Origin of the sequence: Azospirillum fermentarium (assembly GCF_025961205.1) — a bacterium.
In the GTDB taxonomy this organism is placed as follows: Bacteria; Pseudomonadota; Alphaproteobacteria; order Azospirillales; family Azospirillaceae; genus Azospirillum; species Azospirillum fermentarium.
In genome coordinates, this window is record NZ_JAOQNH010000003.1 from 470,079 (window position 1) to 496,498 (window position 26,420).

Here is a 26,420-nt window from a genome sequence, read left to right on the forward strand (position 1 = left end):
CTCAGAACCGGATCAGGCTCAGTGCGAGGACGCCGCCGCCGCACCCAGGCCGGTTTCCGACCGGATGTACTGGTAATCGTACGCCTTGGCCTCGTCCTTGGCGCGCTGGCTCTTGTCGGTGACCGAGAACAGCCAGATGCCGGCGAAGGCCAGCGCCATGGAGAACAGCGCCGGGTGCTCGTACGGGAAGATCGGCTTGGCGAAGCCGAAGATGCTGACCCACACGGTGGGGCCGACCACCACCATGGCGATGCAGCTCACCAGACCGGCGAAGCCGCCCACCAGCGCGCCGCGGGTGGTCATGCCCTTCCAGAAGATGGACAGCAGCAGCACGGGGAAGTTCACCGACGCCGCCAGACCAAAGGCCAGCGCCACCATGAACGCGATGTTCTGGTTTTCGAACGCCAGGCCGAGCGTGATGGCGATGACGCCCAGCGCCAGGGTGGCGATGCGCGACACGCGGATTTCGCTGCGCTCGTCGGCCTTGCCCTTCTTGATGACGTTGGCATAGAGGTCGTGGCTGACCGCCGACGCGCCGGCCAGCGTCAGACCGGCCACCACCGCCAGGATGGTGGCGAAGGCCACCGCCGAGATGAAGCCCAGGAACACGTTGCCGCCCACCGCCTTGGACAGGTGGATGGCCGCCATGTTGCCGCCGCCGATGATGGCGCCCGCGGCGTTCAGGTATTCGGGGTTGGTGCCGACGATGACGATGGCCAGGAAGCCGATCAGCACCGTCAGGATGAAGAAGTAGCCGATGAAGCCGGTGGCGTAGAACACCGACTTGCGCGCTTCCTTGGCGTCGGGAACGGTGAAGAAGCGCATCAGGATGTGGGGCAGGCCGCCCGGACCGCACATCAGCGCCAGGCTGAGCGACAGCGCCGCGATGGGATCGGTCATGCCCGCCGACGGCGTGAGCAGGGCGGGGCCGGCCTTGTGGACCTCCACGGCCTTGGACACCAGCAGATCGACGCTGAAGCCGAACTGGGCCAGCGCCATGCCCACCAGCACGGTGCAGCCGCCCAGCAGCATCACCGCCTTGATGATCTGCACCCAGGTGGTGGCCAGCATGCCGCCGAAGGTCACGTACATGATCATCAGCACGCCGACCAGCACCACGGCATAGGCATATTCCAGACCGAACAGAAGCTGGATCAGCTTGCCCGCACCCACCATCTGCGCGATCAGGTAGAAGCACACCACCGCCAGCGAGCCGATGGCCGACAGCGTGCGGATCGGCGTCTGCGACAGGCGGTAGGAGGCCACGTCGGCAAAGGTGAAGCGGCCCAGGTTGCGCAGCCGTTCGGCCACCAGGAACAGCATCATCGGCCAGCCCATCAGGAAGCCGATGGTGTAGATCACCCCGTCGAAGCCCTTGGCGAACACCATGCCCGACAGGCCCAGGAACGCCGCCGCCGACATGTAGTCGCCGGCAATGGCCAGACCGTTCTGGAAGCCGGAGATGCCGCCGCCCGCGGTGTAGAAGTCGGACGCCGAGCGGGTGCGCTTGGACGCCCAATAGGTGATGCCCAGCGTGCCGGCCACGAACACCAGGAACATGGCGATGGCCATCACGTTCACCGGCTGGCGCTGCACCGCCCCGTCGATGGCCGTGGCCAGCGACGGCGATGCGGCCAGGACACCGGCCAGGGTCAGGGTCAGAAGACGGCTCATTGCCCGGCCTCCTCGATGAGTTCGCGGGTCAGGCGGTCGAATTCGCTGTTGGCGCGGGCCACATAGATGCCGGTGCTGACGATGCAGGCGACGGTGATGCAGAAACCCGCCACCAGGCCGATGGTCAGGGTCAGACCTTCCGACCACGGCAGCGACAGAAGCTTGGGATTGAACGCCACCGTCAGAACGAAGGCATAGTAGATACCCAGCATCACCACGGCCAGCAGCACGCTGAAGCGGTTCCGCCGGGCGGTGAGTTGGGCAAATTTCGGGTTCGCAAGAACCCGGTCGTAAACAGCTTCACTCATGAAGCGTGTCCTCCGATAGTTTTTATTTGGCGTTGATTTTTTGAATGGCTTAAAGCTGGGCTTCGTCCACGGCCATGGTCACCGCCGCACCCGCGGTGGCGGCGTGGGCGAAGCCCTGGGCGGTGGGCAGGATGGTTTCGGCGTAGAACCGCGCGGTGGCGATCTTGGCGTTGAGGAAGCCGGCGTCGGCCCCGTCCTCGCCCAGACGGCGGGCCGCGGCCAGGGCGGCGCGGGCCATCTGATAGCCACCGACCACCGCACCGGCCAGCCGCAGGAACGGCACCGCCCCCGCCGCCGGCAGCGCCGGGTTGTCGTTGCCCAGGAAGCAGGCCACCGTGCCGGCCAGCGTGTCGGCGCCCTCGGCCAGCGCGCGGCGGATGGCGGCGAAATCCTCGCCCGGACGGGCGGCCAGATCGGCGTCGAGGTCGCGGATGTCGGCGATCAGCGCGCCGATGCCGGCCCCCTTGTCGCGCAGCACCTTGCGGAACACCAGATCGTTGGCCTGGATGGCGGTGGTGCCTTCGTAGATGGTGGTGATGCGGGCGTCGCGCAGATGCTGCGCCGCGCCGGTCTCTTCCACATAGCCCATCCCGCCATGGACCTGCACGCCCAGCGAGGCCACCTCCTGCCCCACTTCGGTGGACCAGCCCTTGATGATGGGGGTCAGCAGCTCATAGCGCTGCTGGGCCGCCGCCTTGCGGGCCGGGTCGGGGATGTGGTGGGCGATGTCGATGCACGCCGCCCCCTCGTAGGCCAGGGCGCGCATGGCCTCCACCTGGCATTTCATGGTCATCAGCATGCGGCGCACGTCGGGATGGTTGATGATCCCGGTCTTGCCCCCGGTCCAGCCGGCGGGGCGCCCCTGCACCCGTTCGCGGGCGTAGGACACCGCCTGCTGATAGGCGCGGTCGGCGATGCCCAGACCCTGAACCCCGACCGACAGGCGGGCGTGGTTCATCATGACGAACATGTATTCGACGCCGCGGTTTTCCTCGCCGATCAGGTAGCCCTCGGCGCCGCCGTTGTCGCCGAAGGACATGACGGCGGTCGGGCTGCCGTGGATGCCCAGCTTGTGCTCCAGCGACACGCAGCGCACGTCGTTGGGGCCGAGCAGGGTGCCGGCGTCGTCCACCTTGATCTTGGGCACGGCGAACAGCGAAATGCCCTTCAGCCCCGCCGGGGCGTCGGGCAGGCGGGCCAGCACCAGATGGACGATGTTTTCGGTGAGCGTGTGGTCGCCGTAGGTGATGAAGATCTTCTGCCCGAACACGCGGTAGCGGCCGCCGTCGCGTTCGGCGCGCGAGCGGATGGCGGCCAGATCGGACCCGGCCTGCGGCTCGGTCAGGTTCATGGTGCCGGTCCATTCGCCCGACACCAGTTTCGGGAGGAACAGCGCCTTCAGCGCGTCCGACCCGTTCTCGACGATGGCATCCACCGCCCCCTGGGTCAGCATGGGACACAGCGCGAAGGCCATGTTGGCCGACTGCCACATTTCCTGCACGGCGGTGTTGACCACGTGCGGCAGGCCCATGCCGCCCCATTCGGGGGAAAAGGGCAGGGCGTTCCACGTGCCGTCCACCAGCGTCTGCCACGCTTCATGCCAGCCGTCGGGGGTCTTGACCACGCCATCCACCAGCTTCGACCCCTGGCGGTCGCCGGGGGCGTTCAGGGGGCCGATGACGTTGGCGGCGATCTTGGCCGCCTCTTCCAGCACGCTGGCGACCACATCGGCGCCGGCATCCTCGAAACCGGGCAGGGCCAGAACCTCGTCGAGGTGGGCGAGTTCACGCAGCGCGAATTCCATGTCGCGCAGGGGGGCGGCGTAATCGGTCATGGCGATCTCTCGTCGCAGGGCGGGGCGGGGACGGGGGATAAGGTGCGGGCGGCATCCTCACGCGAAAAAGGATGCCGCCCGCGGCCGGCACGGAAACCGGCGGAGGGAGGACGCAACTCTGCCCCGCCGGTTTCCGTGAGGATGGCCTTACGCGTTGTCTTTGTTCAGATCCTTGGCCGTCTGGCGCAGGGCGAACTTCTGGATCTTGCCGGTGGAGGTCTTCGGCAGGTCGCTGAACACGATGGTGCGCGGCACCTTGAAGTGGGCCATGTGCCCGCGGCAATAGGCGATCAGGTCCGCCTCGGTCACATCGGCCCCGGCCTTGAGCGTGACGAAGGCGCACGGGGTCTCACCCCACTTCGCGTCGGGGCGCGCGACCACGGCGGCTTCCATCACCGCCGGATGGCGGTAGAGCACCTCTTCCACCTCCAGCGACGAGATGTTCTCGCCGCCGGAAATGATGATGTCCTTCGACCGGTCCTTGATCTCGATGTAGCCGTCGGCGTGCCACACGCCCAGGTCGCCGGTGTGGAACCAGCCGCCCTCGAACGCTTCCGCTGTGGCCTTGGCGTTCTTCAGGTAGCCCTTCATCACGTTGTTGCCGCGCAGGAAGATCTCGCCCATGGTGGCGCCGTCGCGGGGGACGGGGGTCAGGGTCATGGGGTCGGCGACCATCAGCCCTTCCAGGATGGGCCCGCGCACGCCCTGGCGCGCCTTCAGCCGCGCCTTGTCCTCCAGTGGCAGATCGTTCCAGCGGTCGTGCCACACGCACACCACCGACGGGCCGTAGCTTTCGGTCAGGCCGTAGACGTGGGTGACGTCGAAGCCCATGCGCTCCATCGCCTCGATCACCGGGGCGGGCGGGGCGGCGCCGGCGGTCATCACGCGCACCTTGTGCTCGATCCCTTCCTTCAGGGAGTCGGGCGCGTTGTTGATCATGTTCAGCACGATGGGGGCGCCGCAGAAATGCGTGACCTTCTCGTTGCGCACGGCGTCCAGGATCGGTTCCACCCGCACGTGGCGCAGGCACACGCTGGTGCCGGCGATGGCCGCCAGCGTCCAGGGGAAGCACCAGCCGTTGCAGTGGAACATCGGCAGCGTCCACAGGTACACGGCGTGCTGCGGCAGGCTCCACGACAGGGCGTTCGAGACCGCGTTCAGGTGCGCGCCGCGGTGATGGTACACCACGCCCTTGGGGTTGCCCGTGGTGCCCGAGGTGTAGTTCAGCGCGATGGCCTGCCACTCGTCGGCGGGCGGGGTCCAGTCATAGGCCGGGTCGCCGCCGTCCAGGAACTGTTCATAAGTCATGGACCCGATCAGCTCGCCGCCCTTGTAGCTGGGATCGTCGATGTCGATGACCAGCGGCTTGACGGTGGCCTTGTCCAGCGCGCGCTTGGTGACGGCGGAGAACTCGCGGTCCACGATCAGGATCTTGGCGTCGCCGTGATCGAGGATGAAGGCGATGGCTTCGGCGTCCAGGCGGGTGTTGACGGCGTTCAGCACCGCACCGGCCATGGGGATGCCGAAATGGGCTTCGAACATTTCCGGCGTGTTGGCGCCCATCACCGCGATGGTGTCGCCGGTGCCGATGCCGCGGGCGGCCAGGGCCGAGGCCAGACGGCGGCAGCGGTCATAGGTCTCGCCCCAGGTGCGGCGCACGGCACCGTGGACCACCGCGGTGCGCTCCGGCCACACCGACGCGGCGCGCTCCAGGAAGGTCAGGGGCGACAGCGCCACGAAATTGGCGGCGTTGGGGTCCAGATCGGTATCGTAGGGGTTGGAAACGGCCACTGGTGCATCCTCCCGAGACGCATTTGTGCTGTGGCGGGCATGTCCCGCGACATATTAGGGAAGGAGGATGCCAGGAGACTTTTTCGCCAATTTCTCCCGATTGTGACGAATTGTAAACGCGTGCCGGTTTGGGGGTGGTTGGGGTACAAAGCGTCTTCCCCTCCGCCTGCAAACCCGAAGGCTGCCCCGTCCCATGTCCGTCCTCGCCGCCCTGCCGGGCATCGTCAACGTGGTGGCCCCGGTGTTCGTGGTGGCGGCGGTGGGGTTTGCCTGGATCCGGGCCAGGCTGCCGTACGACAGCGCCTTCATCACCACCTTCGCCGTCAACGTCTCCACCCCCTGTCTGGTGTTCTCGTCGCTGGTGAAGGCGCAGCCGGGCGGTGCCACGCTGGCGGCCATGACCACCGCCGCCGTTGCCACCATGGGGCTGGCCGGGCTGGCGGGGTGGCTGATCCTGAAGGCGGCGCGGGTGCAGGGGGTGCGGGCCTACATCTCGGCCCTGTCCTTTCCCAACGCCGGGAACCTGGGGCTGCCGGTGTGCCTGTTCGCGTTCGGGGAGGAGGGGTTGAGCCTGGCCATCCTCTATTTCGCGGCCATGGCGGTGGCGCAGTTCACCATCGGCCCGGCACTGGCCGCCGGGCGCTTCGACTGGCGCATGGTGCTGCGCACCCCGGTGATCTATGCGGTGGCGGCGGCGCTGCTGGCGGTGCGGCTCGATATGGCGGTGCCGGTGTGGATCGGCAACACCACCCAGTTGCTGGGCGGGTGCGCGGTGCCGCTGATGCTGTTCTCGCTGGGGGTGGCGCTGGCCCGGCTGCGGCCCGCGGGCGCCGGGCGGGCGGCGGTCCTGTCGGCGCTGCGGCTGACGCTGGGTCTTGCCGCCGGGTTCGGTGTCAGCGCCGTTCTGGGGCTGGACGGGGCCATGCGCGGCGTGGTGGTGCTGCAAAGCGCCATGCCGGTGGCGGTGTTCAACTATCTCTGGGCGCTGCGCTACAACAACGCACCGGAGGAGGTGGCGGGGATGGTCCTGTTCTCCACCGCCATGGCCTTTGCCGGGCTGCCGTTGCTCCTGTTGGCGGTCATGCCCGGCTGATCCCCGCCCCTACGCGCACGAGCGCCGCGGTTCGGGGAACACGCTGACCTTCGACGGTTCGTAGATGGGCAGGTTGTCGGTGAACACCGCGTCCAGCCGCGCCACCTGGAACACCCGCTGCACCCGGCCCTGGGCGCCCACCAGCGCCACGGTCTTGCCGTGACGGCGCATTTCCTCGTACGCGATCAAGAGCATGCCGATGCCGGCGGAATCGATGGACTCCAGGGCGGACACGTCGAGGACCGCATGGGTTCCGGGCAGGGTCAGCAGCTCGCCGATCATGGTGCGGGCGGTGGCGTGTTCGTTGAATGTCCAGCGTCCCTGAATGCGCACCATGGGCGCCTTCCCCGGCGCGGTTTTGTCAGCCGTGGTGATGGTGTAGTGCATCGTCCCCCCAACCTCCGCTCGATCATTGCAACGTCGGTAGTACAGGCTGTTTCTCTTTGGCGTTGCAAAAGCCTGCCTGCAGACATGGAACGAATCAACGGTCAGCAAGGGGTGCTGCGTCAGCATGACGCAGATGGGCTGCCGGCATGTTATCGGGCTGACACATACCCGAGCATGCTTGTGAACGGCATGACACGCAACGAACAGTCTCTTTGCCGGCCACCGGCTTTTGTAACATTTGAATTTCTGTTCGAGTCCGCGCCGGAAGCCGGTGCGAACCGACTCGGGGGAAGATAAACAGGGCGGGCCGGGTGACTATTCCGCCGCACAGACCCCGGCCCGTGCCTGCGCCAGCGCCAGAAAGCGCCGGCACTGCATTTCCTTGTCATACCCCAAGAGCACGCCAAGGATGAAATCCTCCTCGGGAGAGAGCTGGTTGAGGGGTTTGCAGACCACCGCCCGCACGGTGTCGATCCAGGCGGGCCGCCCGAAGAAGACGTTGGTCTTGGCCGGGCTGACCGGGTGGATATGATGGGCGATGCCGCGGCGGCACAGGCGGCGGATGACCGCATCGGTGTCGCAGGGCCCCAGCGTCATCATGAACATCTGGCGCACGCCCTTGTCGTACTCGTACAGGTGGTGCGCCAGGATCTTCAGCGATGCGCGGGACGCCCCCGCCGGTATCAGGTCAACTGGCTGATCCATGTGGTGATTCGCTTGTCCGTTTTGGAAGACTGGTTGTCCTGGTCAAGCGCAAGGCCGACGAACCTGCCATCGCGTTCGGCCGTCGATGCGGAATAGTCGTATCCGTCGGTTTCGGTAAAACCCACCACGACACCCCCCTGTTCGACCACGTGATCGTACAGGATGCCCATGGAGTCCACGAAGGATTCGGGATAGTTCACCTGATCGCCGGTGCCGAACAGCGCGACCTTTTTATTGGCGATGTCGGCGGATTTGAGCGTGTCGATGTGCGCTTCCCAGTCCGATTGCAGGTCGCCGTTGCCATAGGTGGGGGCGCCCAGGATCAGCAGGTCGCAGCTTTCGAAATCGGCGGCGGTGGCCGATTTGATGTCGATGGCCTTGCCCTGGATCTTCTTGGCGATGCGCGTGGCGACGGCCTTGGTGGCGCCGGCATCGGAGCCGTAGATAACCGTGATGTTCATCGGGGCTGCTCTTTTCCTGAAAGTCGGTGGGTGAGGTGAAGCCCGGGCGCTCATGATGATTATGCAAATGATAGTGATTTGCAATATGGATTCGATGGCTTCCGAGGTGTTGCTGATAAAAAGTCAAACCAACCATCCGCGGTTTAGCAATCTGCCTGGCAACACAAAGACGGTTGACCGTCCTCATCGAAATATTCCAAAAAGAATAACGATGAGCCCCTGCCACGGCAGGGATCCCCGGTGAATGGAAGGAACGAACATGCGCGCAACGTGGCGGGCCGCCGGCCTGATGATCGCCGCGGTCCTGATGACGGCAGCCGGTGCCCCGGCCTGGGGGCAGGAGCTGTACGCCTATGTCGGTGCCGGGCTGCGGCCCCCGGTGGACGCCCTGATCGAGGCGTACCGGCAGAAGACCGGCGTGACGGTAAAGGCCGAATACGGCGGCTCGGGCCAGCTTCTGACCCGTATCGGGGAAACCGGCAAGGGCGACCTGTTCATCCCCGGCAGCACCGCCTACACCGGCACGCTGAAGGAAAAGGGCGGGGTTCGGGAGGAGTGGATCCTCGTGCTCCACGGCCCGGTGCTGGCGGTGGCGAACGGCAAGGCCGACGCCATCCAGAGCTTTTCCGATCTGGCCAAGCCGGGGGTGAAGCTGGGGCTGGGCGACCCGGCGGCCATGGCGCTCGGGCGCACGGCCGACGAGATCCTCGACCGTTCGGGCCAGGGGGATGCCATCCGAAAGAACGTCACCGTCCGCGCCGCCACGGTCAAGCAATTGGCCCTCTACGTCATCGACGGCAACGTGGACGCCGCCATCATCGGTGCGGCGGAAGCGGCGCAGGCGCCGGGCACGTTCGTGGTGCGCGCCATCCCCACCGACTGGTACCAGGCGGAATACGCGCCGGTGGCGGTGCTGTCCGCCTCCACCCAGCCGGACGCGGCGGCGGCCTTCGCCGCGTTCCTGGCCTCCGACGAGGGACTGGCGGTGTTCGCCCGCTACGGCTTTCCCCCGGCCAAACGGTAAGGGGGGTGAGGCCGCGCCCTCTGCGCCGCCGGCTGACCGGGCTGGACTGTCTGGCGGCGGTGCCGCTGGCGCTGATCCTGCTGCTGGTGGCGGGGGTGCTGGCGGCGCTGGCCCTGCGGCTGTCGTGGGCGGAACTGCTGACCGCCTTCCGGTCCCCGGAGACCCGCTTCGCGCTGTGGCTGTCCCTGTGGACGTCGGCGGCGGCGCTGGCGGCGGGGGTGGCGCTGGGGCTGCCGGCGGCCTATCTGCTCGCCCGCCGGTCCTTTCCGGGGCAGGCGGTGGTGGACACGCTGCTGGACATTCCCATGGTCATGCCGCCGCTGGTGGCGGGCCTGGGGCTGCTGTTCCTGTTCGGGCGGCGGATGCTGGGGGAGCCGCTGGCGGCCATGGGGATCGACCTGCTGTTCTCCCCCGCCGGAGTGGTTCTGGCTCAGGCGTTCGTCGCCGCCACGGTGATGGTGCGCATGGGCAAGGCGGCGTTCGCCGCCACCGACCCCGGTCTGGGCGACGCCGCCCGCACCCTGGGGGCCACGCCGTGGGGGGTGTTCTGGAGCGTCGATCTGCCGCTCGCCGCCCGCGGGCTGCTGGCCGGGGCGGTGCTGGCGTGGGCGCGGGCGCTGGGGGAATTCGGCGCCACGCTGCTGCTGGCCGGGGCCACGCGGCTGCGCACCGAAACCCTGCCCATGGCGGTGTTCCTCAACATCGCCACCGGGGAAACCGGGGTGGCGGTGGCCTGCGCCCTGATCCTGCTGGCGGTGGCGTCCGCGCTTCTGCTGGTCTTGCGGGGGCTGGGCGGCGCGCGTGGAGGGGCGTAATCCCCCCTTTCTTTACCCGGATTGCCTGTGGCACCTTTTCCCCATACGGACAGGGGGAGGGGATCATGAGCAACGGCACCGGCACGGACGGCGCGTCCGCCACCCGCACGGACGAGGACGCCCCGGCGGCGGAGCGCACCACCACGGGGGTCGAGAATTCCGAGCGGCTGAACGGCGGCAACCGTCCGCCCCCGGCGGGCAAGGATGCGGAGCTGGAAACCTTCTGACGGGGCCGCCATGACGCTTCGCCGCCTGATCCTTCTGGGTTTGCTGGCCCTGTGCGTCCCGACCCTGCCGGGTGGGGCGGGGTGGGCGGCGGACGTGACCACCGCGCCGTTCCTGCGCATCGAAACCGGGCGGCACAGCGCCCGCATCAACCGCGTGGCGGTGGACGCGCAGGCGCGCATCGCCGCCACCGTGTCCAACGACAAGACGCTGCGCCTGTGGACCCGCGACACCGGGGAGCCGCTGGGCGTGCTGCGCGTGCCCATGGAGGCGGGGGACGAGGGCGCGCTGTATGCCGTCGCCCTGTCGCCCGACGGGGCCACGGCGGTGGCCGCCGGCAACACCGGGTCGGCGTGGGACGGCGGCACCGCCCTCTACCTCTTCGACGTCAAGGCGCTGCGGCTGAAGGGCCGGCTGCCGGGCCAGCCGCAGGTGGTGAACGATCTGGCTTATTCCCCCGACGGGCGGTTCGTGGCCGGGGCCTTCGGCGGCACCGCGGGAGTGCGGGTGTGGGACAGCGCCACCTTCCGTCTGGTGGCGGAGGATGCAAGCTATGGCGCCCGCACCGTTGCCGTGGCCTTCGACGCCGCCGGGCGGCTGGCGGCGGCATCCTTCGACGGGACGGTGCGGCTGTACGGTCCCGATTTCGCGCCGTTGGCCACATACAGGTCGTCGGACGGCGGACAGCCGGCGTCGTTGGCCTTTTCACCCGACGGCGCCCTTCTGGCGGTGGGATACGCCGATGCGCCGCGGGTGGCGGTGCTGTCGGCCCAAACGCTGGAACCGCTGTTCACCCCCGCACCCGGCAGCGGGGCGGCGGGCAGCCTCAACGCCGTGGCCTGGATGGCCGTGCCCGGCGGAGCGCCGGTGCTGGCCGCCGCCGGATCGCTGGGGGTGGACGCCACCAGCACCGTCCTGCGCCGCTGGCCGGACGGCGGGCGGGGCGCGCCCGCCGACACCGTCATCGCCCGCGATACGGTGAACCATCTCCGCCCGCTGCCCGATGGCGGGCTGCTGTTCGCCGCGTCCGACCCGGCGTGGGGGCGGGTGGACGGCAGCGGTGTTCCCGTTTACACCCGCCGGGGGGAGACCGGTGATTTCCGCGACCTGCCCCAGGGCCGTTTCGCCCTGTCCCCCGACGGCATGACCGTCGATTACGGGCTGGAGCAGGGGGGCCGGCGCCCCTTCCGCTTCGACGCCCTGGCCGGCACGCTGACCGCCGACCCCGGCCTCCAGCCCGGTTTCACCCCTCCGGTGGCCGAGGCTGCCGGGGTGAGCGTCACCGGCTGGCGCAACGGGCGTACGCCCCAGGTCAACGGCCACCCGGTGGCGCTCGATTCCGGGGAAACCGCGCGCAGCGCCACCGTGCTGCCCGACGGCTCCGCAGCCCTGGTGGGAGCGGAGTTCAGCCTGCGCCTGATCGGTGCCGATGGGATGGAACGGGCGCGCGCCGCCGTTCCCGCCGCCGTGTGGGGCGTGGTGGCCGCGGCGGACGGGCGGGTGGCGGTGGCGGCCTTGGGCGACGGCACGTTGCGCTGGTTCGCCCTGACCGGGCCGCAGCCCCTGGCCGAACTGGCCGCCTTCTTCCCCCACCGCGACGGCAGACGGTGGGTGATCTGGACGCCCGAGGGCTTCTTCGCCCATTCCGATGGCGGGGGCGAGGCGCTGGTGGGTTTCCACTTCAACGATCCTGAGAAGAAGGGGCTGCAATGGGTTGAATTCAAACAGGTCTACCGCGTGTTCCAAGCCCCGGAGCTTGTGCGCGCCAAGCTGACCCGGACCGGAGAGGCGGAGATCCAGGCCCGTGTGCGCGCCATCGGCGACGTGCGGCAACGGACCCAGAGCCGCCCACGGGTCGCCCTGACCGACATCTGTCCCATCGCGGTGGACGGGGGTGAGGCGCCGTGCCGGCCCCTGGACCCCACGCCGGCCAGCCGCGCCTTTGCCCGCACGGCGGACGAACCGGCCCAGCCCGTCCCGGCCCAGGCGGACGAGACGCCCGCCATCGCCCAGGCCCTGCCCGCCGGCACCGCGGCGGTGCGGCTGCGCTACCGGGTGAGCGACACCGGCGGCGGGGTGGGCACGGTCAATCTTTTCCTCAACGGACGCAACGTCACCGCCAGTGCCCAGGCCAGCGCCGAGGCCCGCGGCTATGCCCGCCCCGATGCGGCCGCCGACGTGCGGGAGGGCGTGATCCTGCTCGACCCCGGCACCAGCCGGGTGCAGGTGCGCGCCTACGCCAGCGGCGATGCGGTCTATGAACGGTCGGCGGTGGTGGCGTTCACCGCGGCGCCCGCACCCCAGCCGGCTGCCGGAGCGGGAGCGGGGGATGAGACCACCCGCGGGCCGGCGGTGAAGAAACCGCGGCTGCTGCGCTTCGTGGCCGGCATCAACGCCTACCGCCCGCCGGGCGCCGCCCTGCGCTTCGCCCGCTCCGACGCCGAGGCCGTGGCCGGCATCCTGGAGCAGCGGGTGCCCGACGGTTACGACGCCGCCGCCTCCAACGCCCTGTCCATCACGCTTTACGACGAGCAGGCAACGCGGGACGCGGTGACGGCGGGGCTGGAGACACTGGCGGCGGCAGCCCGCCCCGACGACACGGTGGTGATCTATCTGGCCGGTCACGGGGTGATCGTGCCCTCGGTCAAGGATCCGGCGGTGAACCTCTATTACTTCGTCACCCAGAACCTGAGCGAGGTGTCGGCGGCGGCCATCGGCGCCGAAACCCTGTCGGAAAAGGATCTCAACCGCCTGATCAGCGGCATCGCCGCGCGCAACGTCTTCGTCCTGCTCGACACCTGCCACGCCGGGGCTGTGCCGGCGGCCACCGTGGACAAGCTCTATCAGGATATGGGCACCCGCTTCCTGCTGGCCGCCGCGTCGGAGGAGCAGGAGGCGCTGGACAGCTACGATTCCCGCACCGGCGTCTTCGCCTATGCGGTGCTGGACGGGTTGAAGGGCAAGGCGATGCTGTCGGGCGACGACGCCATCTACAACCTGACCCTGGGCCAGTACGTCAGCCGCGCCGTGCCCCGCCTGGCCAAGGAACGCAACTGGCGGCAGACCGCGGTGTTCAAGACCGGCGGCAGCGACCTCACCCCCTTTCCGGTGGCGTCCCCGGTGCCGTAGGGGGCGTTTTACCGCGGCCCCGTGTAGACACCATGCACCCCCAGTTCCACCATCTGCCCGGCCAGATGGCGGGACAGCAGGCGGGCCACCTGGGTGGCGGCGGAGCGGCCCTCCAGCGCCAGCAGGTCGGCGTGCAGGGCCGGCAGCGGCTGGGTGGTGGTGATGGCGATGAAATGGTCGGCGCCAAACGGCGGCTGCACCGTGAACAACAGGCGGTAGGGGCCGTTGCGGGGGATCAGCAGCGGGTCGCTGTCGGGGCCGCCCGCACGGGGGTAGAGGAACGCCACCGACCCGTCGGCGGCCAGATCGATCAGGGTGAAGTAACGCCCCTGGTTGCCAGACACGGCAAAGGTCACCTTGTCGCCCTGGTGGTGGATGCGGTCGTCCGGCAGCAGCGCCAGCGCCAGCGGGCGGGGGCCGGCGGCGGCCTTGGCCCGTTCCACCAGCGACCAGCGGTCCACGATCTGCTGGAGCCGGCGGATCACCGCCGGGTCGGCGGGGCTGCCCTTGACCCCGGCCACCATGTCGCCGCTCTCCGATATCACCTCCCCCCGCCGCTGGTCCCAGGTCAGCAGGGCGGGGCCGTCGCCGGTCACCGGGGTGATGCCGGTCAGGGCGGCGGCCAGACGCCGTGCGTCGTCCTCCGCGGCCAGGATCCGCAGGGTGACGGGGGCGCCGTCGGGCAGGCCGGCGAAGGGCGCCACCGGCACGGGCGTGGCCTCGATCAGGGCATCGCCGCCGCGGCCCGCCGGGCGCACCTGGGGGTGCTGGCGTCCTTCCATCTTCATGCGCACGGTTTCGCGGATGAAGCTTTCCAGCTCGCCCTTCGACAAAATCCCGTCGCCGTCACGGTCGGCCCCGCCGCGCAGCGCGCGGGCGAAGGCCCACGACAGGGCGCCGCGGGGCTGCCCGTCGATCATCACCTCCGGTGCCAGTTCGTCCTCGGGCACCGCGGCGAAGAAGGTGACGTTGGGCGGCTCCTCCTTTTCCGCGGCAAGCGCTGCGGGGGTGGGCGGGGGCAGGGCGTCGTCCTCGATGGGGCCATAGGTGGCGGCACGGGTGCCGAGCTGCCCGCCGCGGGGATCGACGGCGCGGGTCATGGTGCCGGAATGACAGGCGTCGGCGACGAAGATCACCCGCCGCGGGGCCGCCGCCTTCAGCATCAGGGCCAGTTCGTCGTCGGTGATGCGTTCGGCGGTGCCCGGCCCCTTGGCGGCGAAACCCGCCAGCAGCAGCACCTCGTCCTTGCCGTCGGCCTCGCTGCCGGGCACCCGTTCCGGCTCCTGCCCGCCGTGGCCGGCGTAGCTCAGCACCAGCGTGGCGTCGGGGGCGGTGGCGGCGATCAGCGCGTCCCATTCCTTCAGCACCGCTCCGCGTGTGGCGTCGCCGTCCAGCAGCAGGCGGACGGTGCCGGCCCCGGCGGTCTTCAGCGCGTCGGCGATGTCGCGGGCGTCGTTGACCGCGCCGTGCAGGGGGGTGACCGTTCGGTAGGCGTCGATGCCGATGACCAGGGCGGCCATCTCCGCCCGCGCCGTTCCCGCCGCCAGGGCCAGGACGGCGGCCCCCGCGGCCAGCATCCGGCGGACCGCGGGCGGGGGGCGATGGGGGGAAATGCGGGTCATGGGCAGGCCGGCTCCCAGCCGTGGGGCGAGTGGACCGGGGCAGGATCGCGCGGAAACCGATGCTGCGCAACCCATTGACCCCGAAGGCCCCCATGTCGAGTTCCCCTTTGTCCCCGTCCCCCGTTCCGATATGGTGCGGTGCGCCAGCCGTCACCGGAGGCGGCGGGCCGGCAAGCGTGGGAGACGGCGGATGGATCAGGCGGGCAAACAGGGCGTTGCGCGGACGGTGGCCGTCTATCTGCTGGCCCTGGTGCTCATCGCCGCGGCGGCCTTCGCCATTCATCTGATGGCCGACGCCATGGCGGCGGGCCGGGCGGAAGCGTCCCGCGTGGCCGCCATCAACGCGCACGAGCGGGTGCTGACCCAGCGCATCGCCAGTCTGGCCCAGACCCTGGCCCTGGCCGAACCGGAGCGCCGCGCACCCGCGGAAACGGCGCTGCGGGATGCGGTGGAGCAGTTGGACAACACCCATCAGGCCCTGATCGACGGCATGACCCGATCGGCGGGCGGCCTGAACGCCAGCCCTGCGGTGCGCGCGGTCTTTCTGGAACCGCCCCATAATCTCGATGGCCAGCTCCGCCGGTTCATCGGGGCGGCGCAGCGGTTCCTGACCCTGCCCCCCGACCGGCGGGCAGGCAGTGCCGAGCTTGCGGCGCTGCTGGACGACGCGGTGCAACCCCTTCCCGCCGCCCTGGACGCGGCGGCGCGCCAGTGGGAACGGGACGATGCCGCCGCCGCCGGCACCCTGCGCGCCACCTTGACCGTGCTGTTGGCGGCGCTGCTGGCCGTTCTGGCGGCGGAAGCGCTGTTCGTCGTCCGCCCACTGTTCCGGCGTCTGGCCGCGGCGCGGGCCGCGTTGCAGGCGGCGGCCAGCATCGACCCGCTGACGGGGTGCCTGAACCGCCGGGGGTTGCTGGACGCGGCGGGCCGGGAATTCGACCGGGTGCGCCGCTATGGCGGCGGGGCCGCGGTGGCGGTGATCGACATCGACCGTTTCAAGGCCATCAACGACACTCACGGCCATGCCGCGGGCGACGAGGCCATCCGCGCCCTGACCGCCACGGTGGCCGACACCATCCGTTCCACCGACAGTTTCGGGCGGTTCGGGGGCGGTGAATTCTTCCTGATCCTGCCGGAAACCCCGCTGGGGGACGCCCAGCGGGTGCTGGACAAGCTGCGCCTGCGGGTGGCGGAAACCCCGGTGATGACCGGCGGTGTTCCGGTATCCATGACTGTCAGCATCGGCCTTGCCACCGTGTCGGGCTATGACGCCGACGTGTTCGGCACCATCGCGCGCGCCGAACAGGCGCTGCATCAGGCCAAGAGCGAGGGGCGCAACCGGGTGGTGGGCGTGATGAGCGCCGGGGCCGCCCCGGCGGCTGGCTGACCGTCTCCACGGGTGGAAAAGAGGGGGGCGGGGGGAGTCCCATGAACCCCCGCCCCCCATTGCGCCGGCGGTTTCCCCTCCCTGTCGGCGCAAACCCCGGCCGGACCGCACCGCCCGGCCGTGGACTCGTCATGTTTTCCCTCAGAACGTCGCGCGGGCGTTGAGGAAGAAGGTCCGTCCGGCCTCGGGGAAGCCGTCCGTGAGCTGATAGTCCGCGTCGAACAGGTTGCGCACCCCGAGGGCTGCCTCCAGGTTGCCGGTGATCTTCCAGTCGGCCTGCAGGTTCACCAGCGTGTAGGCGCCGGTGCCGTAATAGACGGTGCCGGCGGTGTTGCTGGTCCAGCGGTCGCTGGCCGCTTCCACGCTGGGGGTGATGCTCAGCGATTCCAGCGGCTTATAGGTGGCGTAGGCGAACAGCTTGTTGATGGGCGTGCCGATCGGCTTGATGGCCGGGTTCGTGGTGTTGTCGATGTCGCGGCGGACATAGGTGTAGTTGCCGCCCACGGTGAGCGTGCTGGTCACCGCCGTCTCGGCCGACAGTTCGAACCCGAAATACTGGCCGTTGCCCACGTTCTGGCTCTGGCTGACGGGGGAGCCGCTGTAGACGATGTTGACCTGCTGGATCACGTCGGTGACGCGGGAATGGAACAGCGCCCCTTCCAGCCGGGTGTTGCCGAACACGGTGTCGGCGGCGCCGATCTCCATGGTGATGGCCCGTTCCGGCGCCAGACCCGGATTGGACGTCGCCCCGCCGAAGCGCGAGCTGAAGCGTTCGAAGATGGTGGGGAAGCGGGTGCGCGACGACAGGCTGGCGTGCACGCGGCCCGTGTCGCTGTAGCGGTGGATCAGCGCACCCTGCCAGTCGAAGGAATGGCTGTTGGCGATGGGATAGTTGATGAAGCTGCCGCCGGCCAGCGACGTGCCGGTCCAGTCCTGCGCCTTGCTTAGAATGCGCCAGTTGTAGCTGGCCCCCACCACCAGGTCGGTGTTCTTGGTGGCGTGCCAGGTGTTTTCCGCCGCCACCGACCACGTATCCTCCTCGGTGGTCTGGGTGGGTTCGGTGAAATAGCGCGGCGAATAGATGTCCTGCCATTCCTTGTGAGTGTCGCGGCGGTAATGGACCGCTCCTTTCAGCGTGTTGTCGGGGATCAGGTCGGTCCCGGCCTCCACGCTGCCGCCCACGGCCTTGTCGTCGTAAAAGCTGCGGAACGATTTGGACGTGGCCTGACGGCTGTAGTTGGCGTCGTCCCACGAATAGAGGCCGTTTTCGAAGGTGTTGTAGTACAGCTTGGTCTTCACGTACGACGCATCGCCGATCCTGGTGTTGGACAGCCAGTACAGGCTCATGATGTCCCAGTACGGCCACGTCCAATAGCGTTGCGATGACAGGGTGTCGGTGATGTGGGGCGGGGTTTCCTTCTCGCCGTCCTGCTTGGTGAAGCTGATGCTGTATTCGTCGGTGTCGTTGGGGGTGAAGCCGGCCTTCAGGTTCACCCGCCAGTCCTTGGTGCCCGAATGGTCGCGGTTGCCGCCGTTCTCGTTCACCGTCCGGCCGAAATCGTCGGACAGGCGGATGTGGGTGCGCTCGGTGCGGGCACCGCTGGCCTGCACATAGAACTTTTCCTGCCGGCTGCCCACGCGGGCATAGGTGGTGTTGTCCGACAGGGCGCCCTTGTTGTCGAAGGTCAGGCCGCCGCGCGCTTCGCCCTCGATGGCCTTGGTGGGCTTGCGGGTGACGAGGTTGATCGACCCGCCCATGCCGCCGGGGCCGTCCAGGACCGAGACATAGCCCTTGGCCACCTGCACCTCCGACACGTCGGGAGTGAGGAAACGGTTGAAGTCCAGCCGGTTGTCGGCGGGCAGATAGACGCGGATGCCGTCGATGGACAGCGGTACCTGAAAGCGGTCGAACCCGCGCACGGTGATGGTGCGCTCGTTGCGTGACCCGCCGGTGTTGGACGACGACACGCCGGGCACCAGATTGAGCGCGTCGTCCAGCGCCGTGCGGTTGTGGGTCCACATCTCCTCGGCCGTCAGCACGCTGCTGCCCACCGCCGAGCCGGAGTCGTCGCGGGCGGTCACGTTGATTTCGCCCAGGGTGAAGACATCCGAGGATTGGGCCGACGCGGTGCCGGCCATCAGAGCCAGGAGCGAAGTCGTGATAGTTAGATGTATATAGCGCATGTCGGTCCCGATCGTCCCGTTCGTGTTGGCGGTTGAAGGCGTTGTTCAGAGAGTGCGGAGGAAGGCCAGCAGCGTGTCCCGTGCGGCGGCGGGCAGGGCGCCGAAGCGGGCGCGCGATGCTGCCGCCTCACCCCCATGCCACAGGATGGCCTCGGCCACCGTGCGGGCACGCCCGTCGTGAAGGTAGAAGGCACCGTCCCCCGCCACCCCCGCCAGACCCAGGCCCCACAGGGGCGGGGTGCGCCAGTCGCTGCCGCCGGCCAGCCCGTCGGGGCGCCCGTCGGCCAGATCCGGCCCCATGTCGTGCAGCAGCAGATCGGTGAAGGGATGGATGGTGCGGCCCGCCAGTTCCGGCAATGCCGGATAGGGGCCGGTGGTCAGGGTGGGGCGGTGACAGGCGGCACAGCCGATGGCGGTGAACAGCGCCTCTCCCTCCTCCGCGCCGGGGGCGGTGCGGCGGGCGGGCACGGCCAGGGCGGCGGAATAGAGGGTGATGGCGTCCAACTGCGCGGCGGTCAGTTCCGGTTCCCCCCGGTTTGCCGCGGCGGCGCAGGCGGTCTGCACGCCCGTGCAGTTTTCCCCGGGGAAGAGGGGGGATGTGATGCCGATGTCGCCCAGGAACGCCCCGGCAATCTGCTGGCGCAGCGTCGTCTGGTTGGCCTTCAGCCCGAAACGCCCGATCAGCGTCTGGCCGCTGGCGACGTCGTGGATGCGGTTGGGGCGGCCCGAAATACCGTCCCCATCGTGGTCGCCGGGGTCGGCGGCCTCCAGAATGACCGACTCCGGCACCGCGTCCAGCAGCCCCAGCCCATGCACCGGCGGCGCCATGCGCACCGAGGTCAGCACCCCGTCGCCCAGCGGACCGAACGCCAGATCCCGGAACCGCAGCGTGGGCCGCCGCAGTTCCACCACCGTGCCGTCGTCCAGGGTGACGGGCACCGGCGTCCAGACCAGGGTGGCTTTCCCTTCGCCCGGCACGCCGGGAATGGAATCGGGGTTCAACTGCTCGCCATAGGCCGGGTGTGGGGTACCGTCGGGGGCCGACAGCCGCACCAGCGTGGTGCGCATCACGTCGTTTTCCCCATCGGGCGGGGCGCCGCGCCCGTTCTTGACGTGGCAGGCGACGCAGGACAGGCGGTTGAACACCGGCCCCAGCCCATCCAGCTCCGGCTGTTCCGCCGAGGGGGTGATCAGCCACGCCTGCCGGAACAGCGACCGGCCATGGGCGAAGGCGTCGTGATGCTCCGGCGCCAGGGCGGGGATGGGCTGGCCCAGTGCGTCCCGCCCGGCGGACGGAACGGTCACCCCGTCCTGCGCCGCCGCGGGTCCGGCCAGAAGCGCCAACAGAAGAACGGTTGCCGCACCCCGCGTCATGGCGCCGCCTGCCGGATCAGGGCCAGCGCCTCGGCGCGGGTGGCCGTCAGTTGCTCGTTCCAGGTGGCTTCCAGGGCCTTGGCGCGGGCATCGGCGTCCGGGTCGGTGCGGCGGCTGGCGAACAGGGCCGGCAGCGCCGGGTCCGCCGCGTCCCCGGCCGGCACCGGCACCCAGCCGGCCAGCGCGCGGGCGCGGGCGATCAGGGCCGCGCGCTCCGGTGTGGGATCGGGGGCCGCTTCCGCCGCGTGGATCGCCTGCCACAGGGCGGCGGTGTCGGCCAGCCGTTCGGTCACCACCCGGTCGAACAGCGCCACCACCAGCGCCGTGCGCGCCAGGCCCAGCGGGATGTCATAGGCGAAATCACCGTTGTGGGCGAACGGGTTGACCTGTCCCGCCGGGGCGGCGGCGTAGACGTCGGGGCGCACGGGCAACCGGCGGACGTCGGGGTGGAACAGCAGGGACTGACCCTCCGCCGACAGCACGAAATCGACGAAGGCCCGGGCCGCGTCCGGGTGGGGGGCCTGGGCGGTGATGGCCACCTGCGCCGGGACGAAGGCGGTGCGCGGGGGATAGGCGAAGGCCACCGGCTGGCCGTTGGCGATGGCCGATCTGGCGAAGAAGTCGATGGTCAGCCCGGCCACCGCCGCGCCGGTCTGCACGCTGTCGGCCACCTGTCCGCCCGACGTGATGGGGCGGGCGTTGCCGGCGATTTCTCCGATCATGGCCCACCCGGCATCCCACCCTGCGTCCTGCAGCAGCGATTCGTAGAGGGCGGGGGAGAAGCCGACCTGGGACGCGATGGGCAGCGACACCAGCCCGGCGAACCGCGGCTGTGCCAGATCCTGCCACCCGGCGGGCGGGGTCAGCCCGCGGGCGGCCAGCGCCGCCGGGTTGGTGACGATGCCGTAGCCGGCCACCTCGAACGCCTCATAGGTGCTCTGGGGGTCGGAGATCACCTCCGCTCCGATGCGGCCCGGCAGGGCGGCGCGGTCCACCGCCAGCGGGCGGAACACCCCGGCGTCCCGCAACGCGGGGAAGCTGCCCAACGAGGGCGTCCAATAGACGTCGGCCCCGCCATGGCCGGGGGTGGTCAGCAGCGTCTGTGCATCGCGGGCGTGCTTCCACACGATGCGCAGGTCCACGCCGGGGTTGGCCCTTTCGAACGCCTGTTCATAGCGGCCCGTCATCTCCTCCGGGTAGCTGGTGACCACAACCACCTGATCCTCCAGCGCCCGGGCCGGGGACGGGCCGGCGAGCCATAAGGCGCCGGCCCCGGCCAGAAACGTCAGGGTCGTGGCCAGCACGCGGCGGCGGAAAGGCACGGGCATGGGTGGTCTCCTCGGGCGGGGGCAAGGCCGGGAAGCGGGGCGGGAACGGCAATGGCATTAATATCTTTATGGATATAACGGATGGTGGTGCCCGTCAACGAAATATCATGACAAATATAACGTTGTTGCGTCCGGCGGCGGATGATGGCTTCCTTCAGCCTATGAACGGTGTATAGATGTCCCGTTTCCGCTGTTTCGGCCCGCTTCGCCATGACCGATCCGCTTTCCCCCAGCCCCGGAGCCCCGCCCGCCCGCCGTGGCGATGACGGGCGGGCCATGGGCTGGACCATACCGGCGTCGCTGGTGGTCCACGGGTCGGTGCTGGCCGTGCTGCTGCTGTGGCCGCCCCAGCCGGTGGTGGTCGCGGCGGACGATGTGGTGTCGGTGGAACTGGTGACCATGGCCGCCGCCTCGGCCCCCGACGGCGGTGAACCGGCGGAACCGGCGGCTCAGGAAACGCCCGCCCCGCCGGTGCAGGAGGCCGCGGCCGACCCCCCCACGCCGCCCGAGCCGGCCCCGGCGGAGGAAACGCCGCCGCCACCCCCGCCGTTGACGGTGGCGCTGGCCGACCTGCCCCCGCCCGAACCGCCGCCGCCGGTGGATGAGGGGGGGCTGCGGCCCGAATCACCCCCGCCACCGCCACCGCCATCGCCTGCTCCACCCCCGCCGGAGCCGCCGCCCCCGCAACCGGCCCCGCCGCCACCCCCGGCCCCGGCACCCCGTCCGCGGCCCGCACCGCCGCCGGAACGGGAACGGCCCAAGCCCCCGCCGCCGCGGGTGGTGAAGGCCCCCGCCGCGCCCGCGGCACCATCCGTCCCGGCGGCCATCCCGGCCTCCGTGCCCGCGGGGGCCGCGGCGGCTCCGTCCGCCGCCGCTCCCGCACGGGGGGCCGGCGGCGAGGGCGCCCCGGCCAGTGCCGCCGATTTCCCGCCCGATTACCTGGCCCGGTTGCGCGCGTGGCTGGAGCGGCACAAACGCTACCCGGAACAGGCGCGGATGCTGCGCACGCAGGGGGTGGCGACGCTGTGGTTCCGCATGGCCCGCGATGGCACGGTGCTGGCGTGGCGGATCGACCGGGGTTCCGGCTCGCCCCTGCTGGACGAGGCGGTGCGGGCGATGATCGAAAGCGCCTCCCCCCTGCCGGCCCTGCCGGCGGAGGTGGCGGGCGGCACGCTGGAGCTGCGGGTGCCGGTGGCGTTCCGTCTGGTGAATTAAACCTTTCAGATCCAAGAGATAAGCCGGACGTGCGGCAAGGGGCACCTTGATCCCCTGCCACGGTCGGGCCTATGCTTGCCCAAAAGGGCAGGGAACCGCCCCGTGCGGCTTTTGCGCCCTGCACCACGTGGAGTGTATCCCGTGAAATGGAAACCGTTCGCCCTGGCTCTGGTGCTGCTTCTGGTGGCCGCGGGCGGGGCTTATGTCAGCTACCGCACCCTCAACGCCCGGCAACTGCCGCCGGGAATCCTGTCCGCCAACGGCCGGATCGAGGCCAACGAGATCGACGTGGCCGCCAAATACGCCGCCCGCGTCGCCAGCGTGCGCGTGCAGGAAGGCGATCTGGTGGAGGCGGGGGCCGTCCTGGCCGTGCTCGACACCCGTGATCTGGAAGCCCAGCTCCGCGCCGCCGAGGCCCAGGCGCGGCAGGCCGTGGAATCCCGGACCGAGGCCGATTCCACCGTCGCCCAGCGGACGGGCGAGGCGGATTTCGCCGCCAAGGAGATGGAACGCACCCTGGTGCTGTTCGGCAAGGGCCATGTCTCGCAGCAGCGCGTCGATCAGGCGCGCACCCAGCACCAGACCGCCGATGCCGCCCTGGCCGCCGCCCAGAGCCGCCGCGCCAGCGCCGACGACGCCATCGCCGCCGCCAACGCCGAGGTGGAGCGCATCCGCACCCTGCTCAACGACGGCATCCTGACCGCCCCCCGCACGGGCCGCGTGCTCTACCGGCTGGCCGAACCGGGGGAGGTGCTGGGGGCCGGCGGCAAGGTGGTGACCATCCTGGACCTGTCGAACGTCTACATGACCTTCTTCCTGCCCACCGACGCGGCGGGGCCGCTGGGGCTGGGGGCCGACGCCCGGCTGGTGCTGGACGCGCTGCCCGATCTGGCGATTCCGGCCATGGTGTCGTTCGTGTCGCCGCGCGCCCAGTTCACGCCCAAGCAGGTGGAAACCAAGTCGGAGCGTGACCGCATGATGTTCCGCGTCAAGGCCCGCATCCCCGAGGCGCTGGTCACCCGCTACATCGACCGGGTGAAGACCGGGGTGACCGGCATGGCCTATGTCCGGCTGGACGACACCGCCGAATGGCCGGGCTGGCTGGAATCCCGCCTGACCCGCGAGAACGGATCATGAGCACCGCCACGGCCCCGGCGGTGGAACTGGCGGGGGTCACCCACCGCTATGGCCGCACGGTTGGGCTGGATGACGTGTCGCTGACCCTGCCGGCGGCGGAAACCGTGGCGGTCATCGGCCCCGACGGGGTGGGCAAATCCACCCTGTTCGGCCTGATCGCCGGGGCGAAAAGGGTGCAGGGCGGCACGGTGACCGTGCTGGGCGCCGACATGGCCGACGCCCGCCGGCGCGCGGCGGTGCAGACCCGCATCGCCTATATGCCCCAGGGGCTGGGCCGCAACCTCTACGCCGATTTGAGCGTGGAGGAAAATCTGGTGTTCTTCGCCCGGCTGTTCGGGCTGGATGCCGCCCAACGGCGGGCGCGCATCGCCACGCTCTTGGAGGCGACGGGCCTCGCCCCCTTCCCCGACCGCCCGGCGGGCAAGCTGTCGGGGGGCATGAAGCAGAAGCTGGGGCTGTGCTGCGCCCTGCTGCACGATCCCGACCTGCTGATCCTGGACGAACCCACCACCGGGGTGGACCCGCTGTCGCGCCGCCAGTTCTGGGATCTGATCGACCGCATCCGCGCCTCGCGCCCCGGCATGACCGTGCTGGTGGCGACATCCTATATGGACGAGGCGGCGCGGTTCGGGCGGGTGCTGATGATGCACGCCGGGCGCCTGCTGGCCGACGACACCCCGGCGGCGGTGCTGGCGCGCACCGGCACGGCGGATTTGGAGTCGGCCTTCGTGGCGCTGCTGCCCGAGGAGGCCCGCCGTGGCCACGCCGTCCTGACCGTGCCGCCGCGCGATCCCGCCGAGGACGGGGAAACCGCCATCGAGGCGCGCGGGTTGACCCGCCGGTTCGGCGCCTTCACCGCCGTCAACGACGTGAGCTTCCGCATCGGGCGGGGGGAGATCTTCGGCTTCCTCGGCTCCAACGGCTGCGGCAAGACCACCACCATGAAGATGCTGACCGGCCTCTTGCCCGCCACGGCGGGGGAGGTGCGGCTGTTCGGTGCCCCGGTGGATGCCGGCGACATGGCCACCCGGCGGCGGGTCGGCTATATGGCGCAGGCGTTCTCGCTTTATGGCGAACTGACGGTGCGGCAGAATCTGGTGATGCACGCCCGTCTGTTCGACCTGCCGGCGGCGGAGCGGGTGGCGGCGCTGTCCCGCCGTTTCGGGCTGGAATCCTATCTCGATTCGGTGGCCGACGGGCTGCCGCTGGGGGTGCGGCAACGGCTGTCGCTGGCGGTGGCGGTGCTGCACGAGCCGGAGATGCTGATCCTGGACGAACCCACGTCCGGCGTCGATCCGGTGGCCCGCGACCTGTTCTGGGCCGATCTGGTGGCGCTGTCGCGGCAGCAGAACGTCACCATCTTCGTCTCCACCCATTTCATGAACGAGGCGGCGCGCTGCGACCGCGTGGCCTTCATGCACGCGGGCCGGGTCATCGCCGCCGGCCCGCCCGACGACTTGCGCCGGCAGCAGGGGGCCGCCAGCCTGGACGACGCCTTCATCGGCTTCATGACCCGGGCGGCGGGGGAGGGGGGCGGGACGCCGGCCCCGGCACCCGATTCCGCCCCCCTGGCGGTGGAGCACGCCGCCGCCCGCCACCCGCGCTTTTCCCCGCGCCGGCTGCTGGCCTATGCCGGGCGGGAATCGCTGGAACTGCGCCGCGACCCGGTGCGGCTGGCGGTGGCGCTGCTGGGCACGGTGCTTTTGATGCTGGTGTTCGGCTATGGCATCACCATGGACGTGCAGGATCTGCGCTTCGCCGTTCTCGACCGCGACCAGACGCCGGAAAGCCGCGCGTACATCGAACAGTTCGACGGCTCCACCTATTTCCTGCGCCGCCCCGACATGACGGATGGGGCGGCGATGCTGCGGCGGTTCCAGGCCAACGACGTGGCGTTGGTGGTGGAGATCCCCAACGGTTTCGGGCGCGACCTGCGCCAGGGCCGGGCGCCGGAGGTGGCGGTGACCATCGACGGCGCCATGCCCTTCCGCGCCGAGACCATCCAGGGCTATGTGGCGGGCATTCATGAACACTTCATCGCCGACATGGCCCAGCGCCGCGGCATCACCCTGCCATCCGCCCCGGCGACGGTGGAGGCGCGCTACCGCTATAACCAAGGGTTCCGCAGCCTGGACGCCATGGTGCCCTCGGTCATCGCGCTGATGCTGGTGTTCATCCCCGCCATCCTGGCCGCGCTGGGCGTGGTGCGGGAAAAGGAATTGGGATCCATCACCAACCTGTATGTGACGCCGGTGACGCGGCTGGAATTTCTGCTGGGAAAACAACTGCCTTACATCGGGCTGGCGACGGTCAACCTGATCTTGATGACACTGATGGCGGTGGTGCTGTTCGGCGTGCCGGTCAAGGGCAGTCTGGCCGGACTGCTGCTGGGCGGGCTGGTCTATGTCACCGCCACCACGGCGCTGGGGCTGCTGATGTCGGCCTTCACCAGCACGCAGACGGCGGCGGTGTTCGGCACCGCCATCGCCACCATGATGCCGGCCACCCAGTTTTCGGGGCTGCTGCAGCCGGTCGCCACGCTGGAGGGGCCGGCACGGATCATCGGCACCCTGTTCCCCACCACCTATTTCCTGAAGATCAGCGTCGGCGCCTTTACCAAGGGCTTGGGCTTCTGGGATCTGCTGGGCTTCATCGCCGCCACGGGTGCCTTCGTGCCGGTGCTGCTGGCCCTGTGCCTGATCCTGCTGCCCAAGCAGGAGAGGTGAG

At 69.9% G+C, this 26,420-nt stretch carries 20 protein-coding genes; 9 read left to right on the top strand and 11 right to left on the bottom strand.

Going from position 1 to position 26,420, the window contains the following annotated elements; all coding sequences use genetic code 11:
• Positions 1–18: 18 nt before the first annotated feature.
• From M2352_RS22370 to M2352_RS22385, 4 genes are all read right to left on the bottom strand, one after another.
• Positions 19–1,674 (bottom strand): cation acetate symporter, encoded by a 1,656-nt coding sequence (locus M2352_RS22370; RefSeq protein ID WP_264666745.1) that lies wholly within the window; start codon positions 1,672–1,674, stop codon positions 19–21.
• On the bottom strand, positions 1,671–1,982 hold the full coding sequence (locus M2352_RS22375) for a DUF485 domain-containing protein (protein WP_264666746.1): 312 nt from the start codon (positions 1,980–1,982) through the stop codon (positions 1,671–1,673). Before M2352_RS22375 ends, M2352_RS22370 begins: the two co-directional genes overlap by 4 nt.
• 49 nt (positions 1,983–2,031) lie before the next feature.
• Complete coding sequence (locus M2352_RS22380; protein ID WP_264666747.1) at positions 2,032–3,816, bottom strand: acyl-CoA dehydrogenase; 1,785 nt, start codon at positions 3,814–3,816, stop codon at positions 2,032–2,034.
• Positions 3,817–3,963: 147 nt separating this feature from the next.
• Positions 3,964–5,607 carry an acyl-CoA synthetase gene (locus M2352_RS22385; protein ID WP_264666748.1) on the bottom strand — a complete coding sequence of 548 codons (1,644 nt, stop codon included), beginning with the start codon at positions 5,605–5,607 and terminating at the stop codon, positions 3,964–3,966.
• A 193-nt stretch (positions 5,608–5,800) separates the two neighbouring features.
• Between M2352_RS22385 and M2352_RS22390 the strand changes: the two genes are divergently transcribed.
• A complete protein-coding gene (locus M2352_RS22390) occupies positions 5,801–6,700 on the top strand; it encodes an AEC family transporter (RefSeq protein WP_264666749.1) in 900 nt (299 codons plus the stop codon).
• A gap of 9 nt (positions 6,701–6,709) precedes the next feature.
• Here the strand turns inward: M2352_RS22390 and M2352_RS22395 are convergent, their stop codons facing one another.
• The 3 genes from M2352_RS22395 to fldA all read right to left on the bottom strand — a co-directional run bounded on the left by M2352_RS22395 (position 6,710) and on the right by fldA (position 8,253).
• Positions 6,710–7,036 (bottom strand): STAS domain-containing protein, encoded by a 327-nt coding sequence (locus M2352_RS22395; protein ID WP_264666750.1) that lies wholly within the window; start codon positions 7,034–7,036, stop codon positions 6,710–6,712.
• Positions 7,037–7,402: 366 nt separating this feature from the next.
• Positions 7,403–7,792, bottom strand: a complete 390-nt coding sequence (locus M2352_RS22400; RefSeq protein WP_264666751.1) for a DUF2023 family protein — start codon at positions 7,790–7,792, stop codon at positions 7,403–7,405.
• Entirely contained in the window at positions 7,771–8,253 is a 483-nt protein-coding gene (gene fldA, locus M2352_RS22405) for a flavodoxin FldA (protein ID WP_264666752.1), read from the bottom strand. The genes M2352_RS22400 and fldA overlap by 22 nt, the downstream gene beginning before the upstream one ends.
• 259 nt (positions 8,254–8,512) lie before the next feature.
• Between fldA and modA the strand changes: the two genes are divergently transcribed.
• The 4 genes from modA to M2352_RS22425 all read left to right on the top strand — a co-directional run bounded on the left by modA (position 8,513) and on the right by M2352_RS22425 (position 13,446).
• The gene (modA, locus tag M2352_RS22410; RefSeq protein ID WP_264666753.1) at positions 8,513–9,277 is read left to right on the top strand and encodes a molybdate ABC transporter substrate-binding protein; all 765 of its coding nucleotides are present in this window, start codon (positions 8,513–8,515) and stop codon (positions 9,275–9,277) included.
• A 5-nt stretch (positions 9,278–9,282) separates the two neighbouring features.
• Positions 9,283–10,092: an ABC transporter permease gene (locus tag M2352_RS22415; protein WP_264666754.1), complete on the top strand. Its 810-nt coding sequence runs from the start codon at positions 9,283–9,285 to the stop codon at positions 10,090–10,092.
• Between the two features lie 65 nt (positions 10,093–10,157).
• The gene (locus tag M2352_RS22420) at positions 10,158–10,319 is read left to right on the top strand and encodes a hypothetical protein (RefSeq protein ID WP_264666755.1); all 162 of its coding nucleotides are present in this window, start codon (positions 10,158–10,160) and stop codon (positions 10,317–10,319) included.
• Between the two features lie 10 nt (positions 10,320–10,329).
• Complete coding sequence (locus tag M2352_RS22425) at positions 10,330–13,446, top strand: WD40 repeat domain-containing protein (protein WP_264666756.1); 3,117 nt, start codon at positions 10,330–10,332, stop codon at positions 13,444–13,446.
• Between the two features lie 8 nt (positions 13,447–13,454).
• Here the strand turns inward: M2352_RS22425 and M2352_RS22430 are convergent, their stop codons facing one another.
• A complete protein-coding gene (locus M2352_RS22430; RefSeq protein WP_264666757.1) occupies positions 13,455–15,068 on the bottom strand; it encodes a caspase family protein in 1,614 nt (537 codons plus the stop codon).
• Positions 15,069–15,258: 190 nt separating this feature from the next.
• Here M2352_RS22430 and M2352_RS22435 point away from each other — a divergent pair, with 190 nt between their 5' ends.
• Positions 15,259–16,455 carry a GGDEF domain-containing protein gene (locus M2352_RS22435; RefSeq protein ID WP_264666758.1) on the top strand — a complete coding sequence of 399 codons (1,197 nt, stop codon included), beginning with the start codon at positions 15,259–15,261 and terminating at the stop codon, positions 16,453–16,455.
• Between the two features lie 141 nt (positions 16,456–16,596).
• On the opposite strand, the gene M2352_RS22440 is transcribed toward M2352_RS22435, so the two are convergent.
• The 3 genes from M2352_RS22440 to M2352_RS22450 all read right to left on the bottom strand — a co-directional run bounded on the left by M2352_RS22440 (position 16,597) and on the right by M2352_RS22450 (position 21,341).
• Entirely contained in the window at positions 16,597–18,594 is a 1,998-nt protein-coding gene (locus M2352_RS22440; RefSeq protein ID WP_264666759.1) for a TonB-dependent receptor plug domain-containing protein, read from the bottom strand.
• Between the two features lie 90 nt (positions 18,595–18,684).
• Positions 18,685–20,013, bottom strand: a complete 1,329-nt coding sequence (locus tag M2352_RS22445; protein ID WP_264666760.1) for a di-heme oxidoreductase family protein — start codon at positions 20,011–20,013, stop codon at positions 18,685–18,687.
• Complete coding sequence (locus M2352_RS22450; RefSeq protein WP_264666761.1) at positions 20,010–21,341, bottom strand: ABC transporter substrate-binding protein; 1,332 nt, start codon at positions 21,339–21,341, stop codon at positions 20,010–20,012. The genes M2352_RS22445 and M2352_RS22450 overlap by 4 nt, the downstream gene beginning before the upstream one ends.
• 210 nt (positions 21,342–21,551) lie before the next feature.
• On the opposite strand from M2352_RS22450, the gene M2352_RS22455 reads away from it, so the two are divergent.
• The 3 genes from M2352_RS22455 (at position 21,552) to rbbA (ending at position 26,419) form a co-directional block, all read left to right on the top strand.
• Entirely contained in the window at positions 21,552–22,556 is a 1,005-nt protein-coding gene (locus M2352_RS22455) for an energy transducer TonB (RefSeq protein ID WP_264666762.1), read from the top strand.
• Between the two features lie 141 nt (positions 22,557–22,697).
• Positions 22,698–23,693, top strand: coding sequence for an HlyD family secretion protein (locus M2352_RS22460; protein ID WP_264666763.1), 996 nt, complete (start codon positions 22,698–22,700; stop codon positions 23,691–23,693).
• A complete protein-coding gene (rbbA, locus tag M2352_RS22465; RefSeq protein ID WP_264666764.1) occupies positions 23,690–26,419 on the top strand; it encodes a ribosome-associated ATPase/putative transporter RbbA in 2,730 nt (909 codons plus the stop codon). The genes M2352_RS22460 and rbbA overlap by 4 nt, the downstream gene beginning before the upstream one ends.
• The last annotated feature ends 1 nt before the right edge of the window (position 26,420 follow it).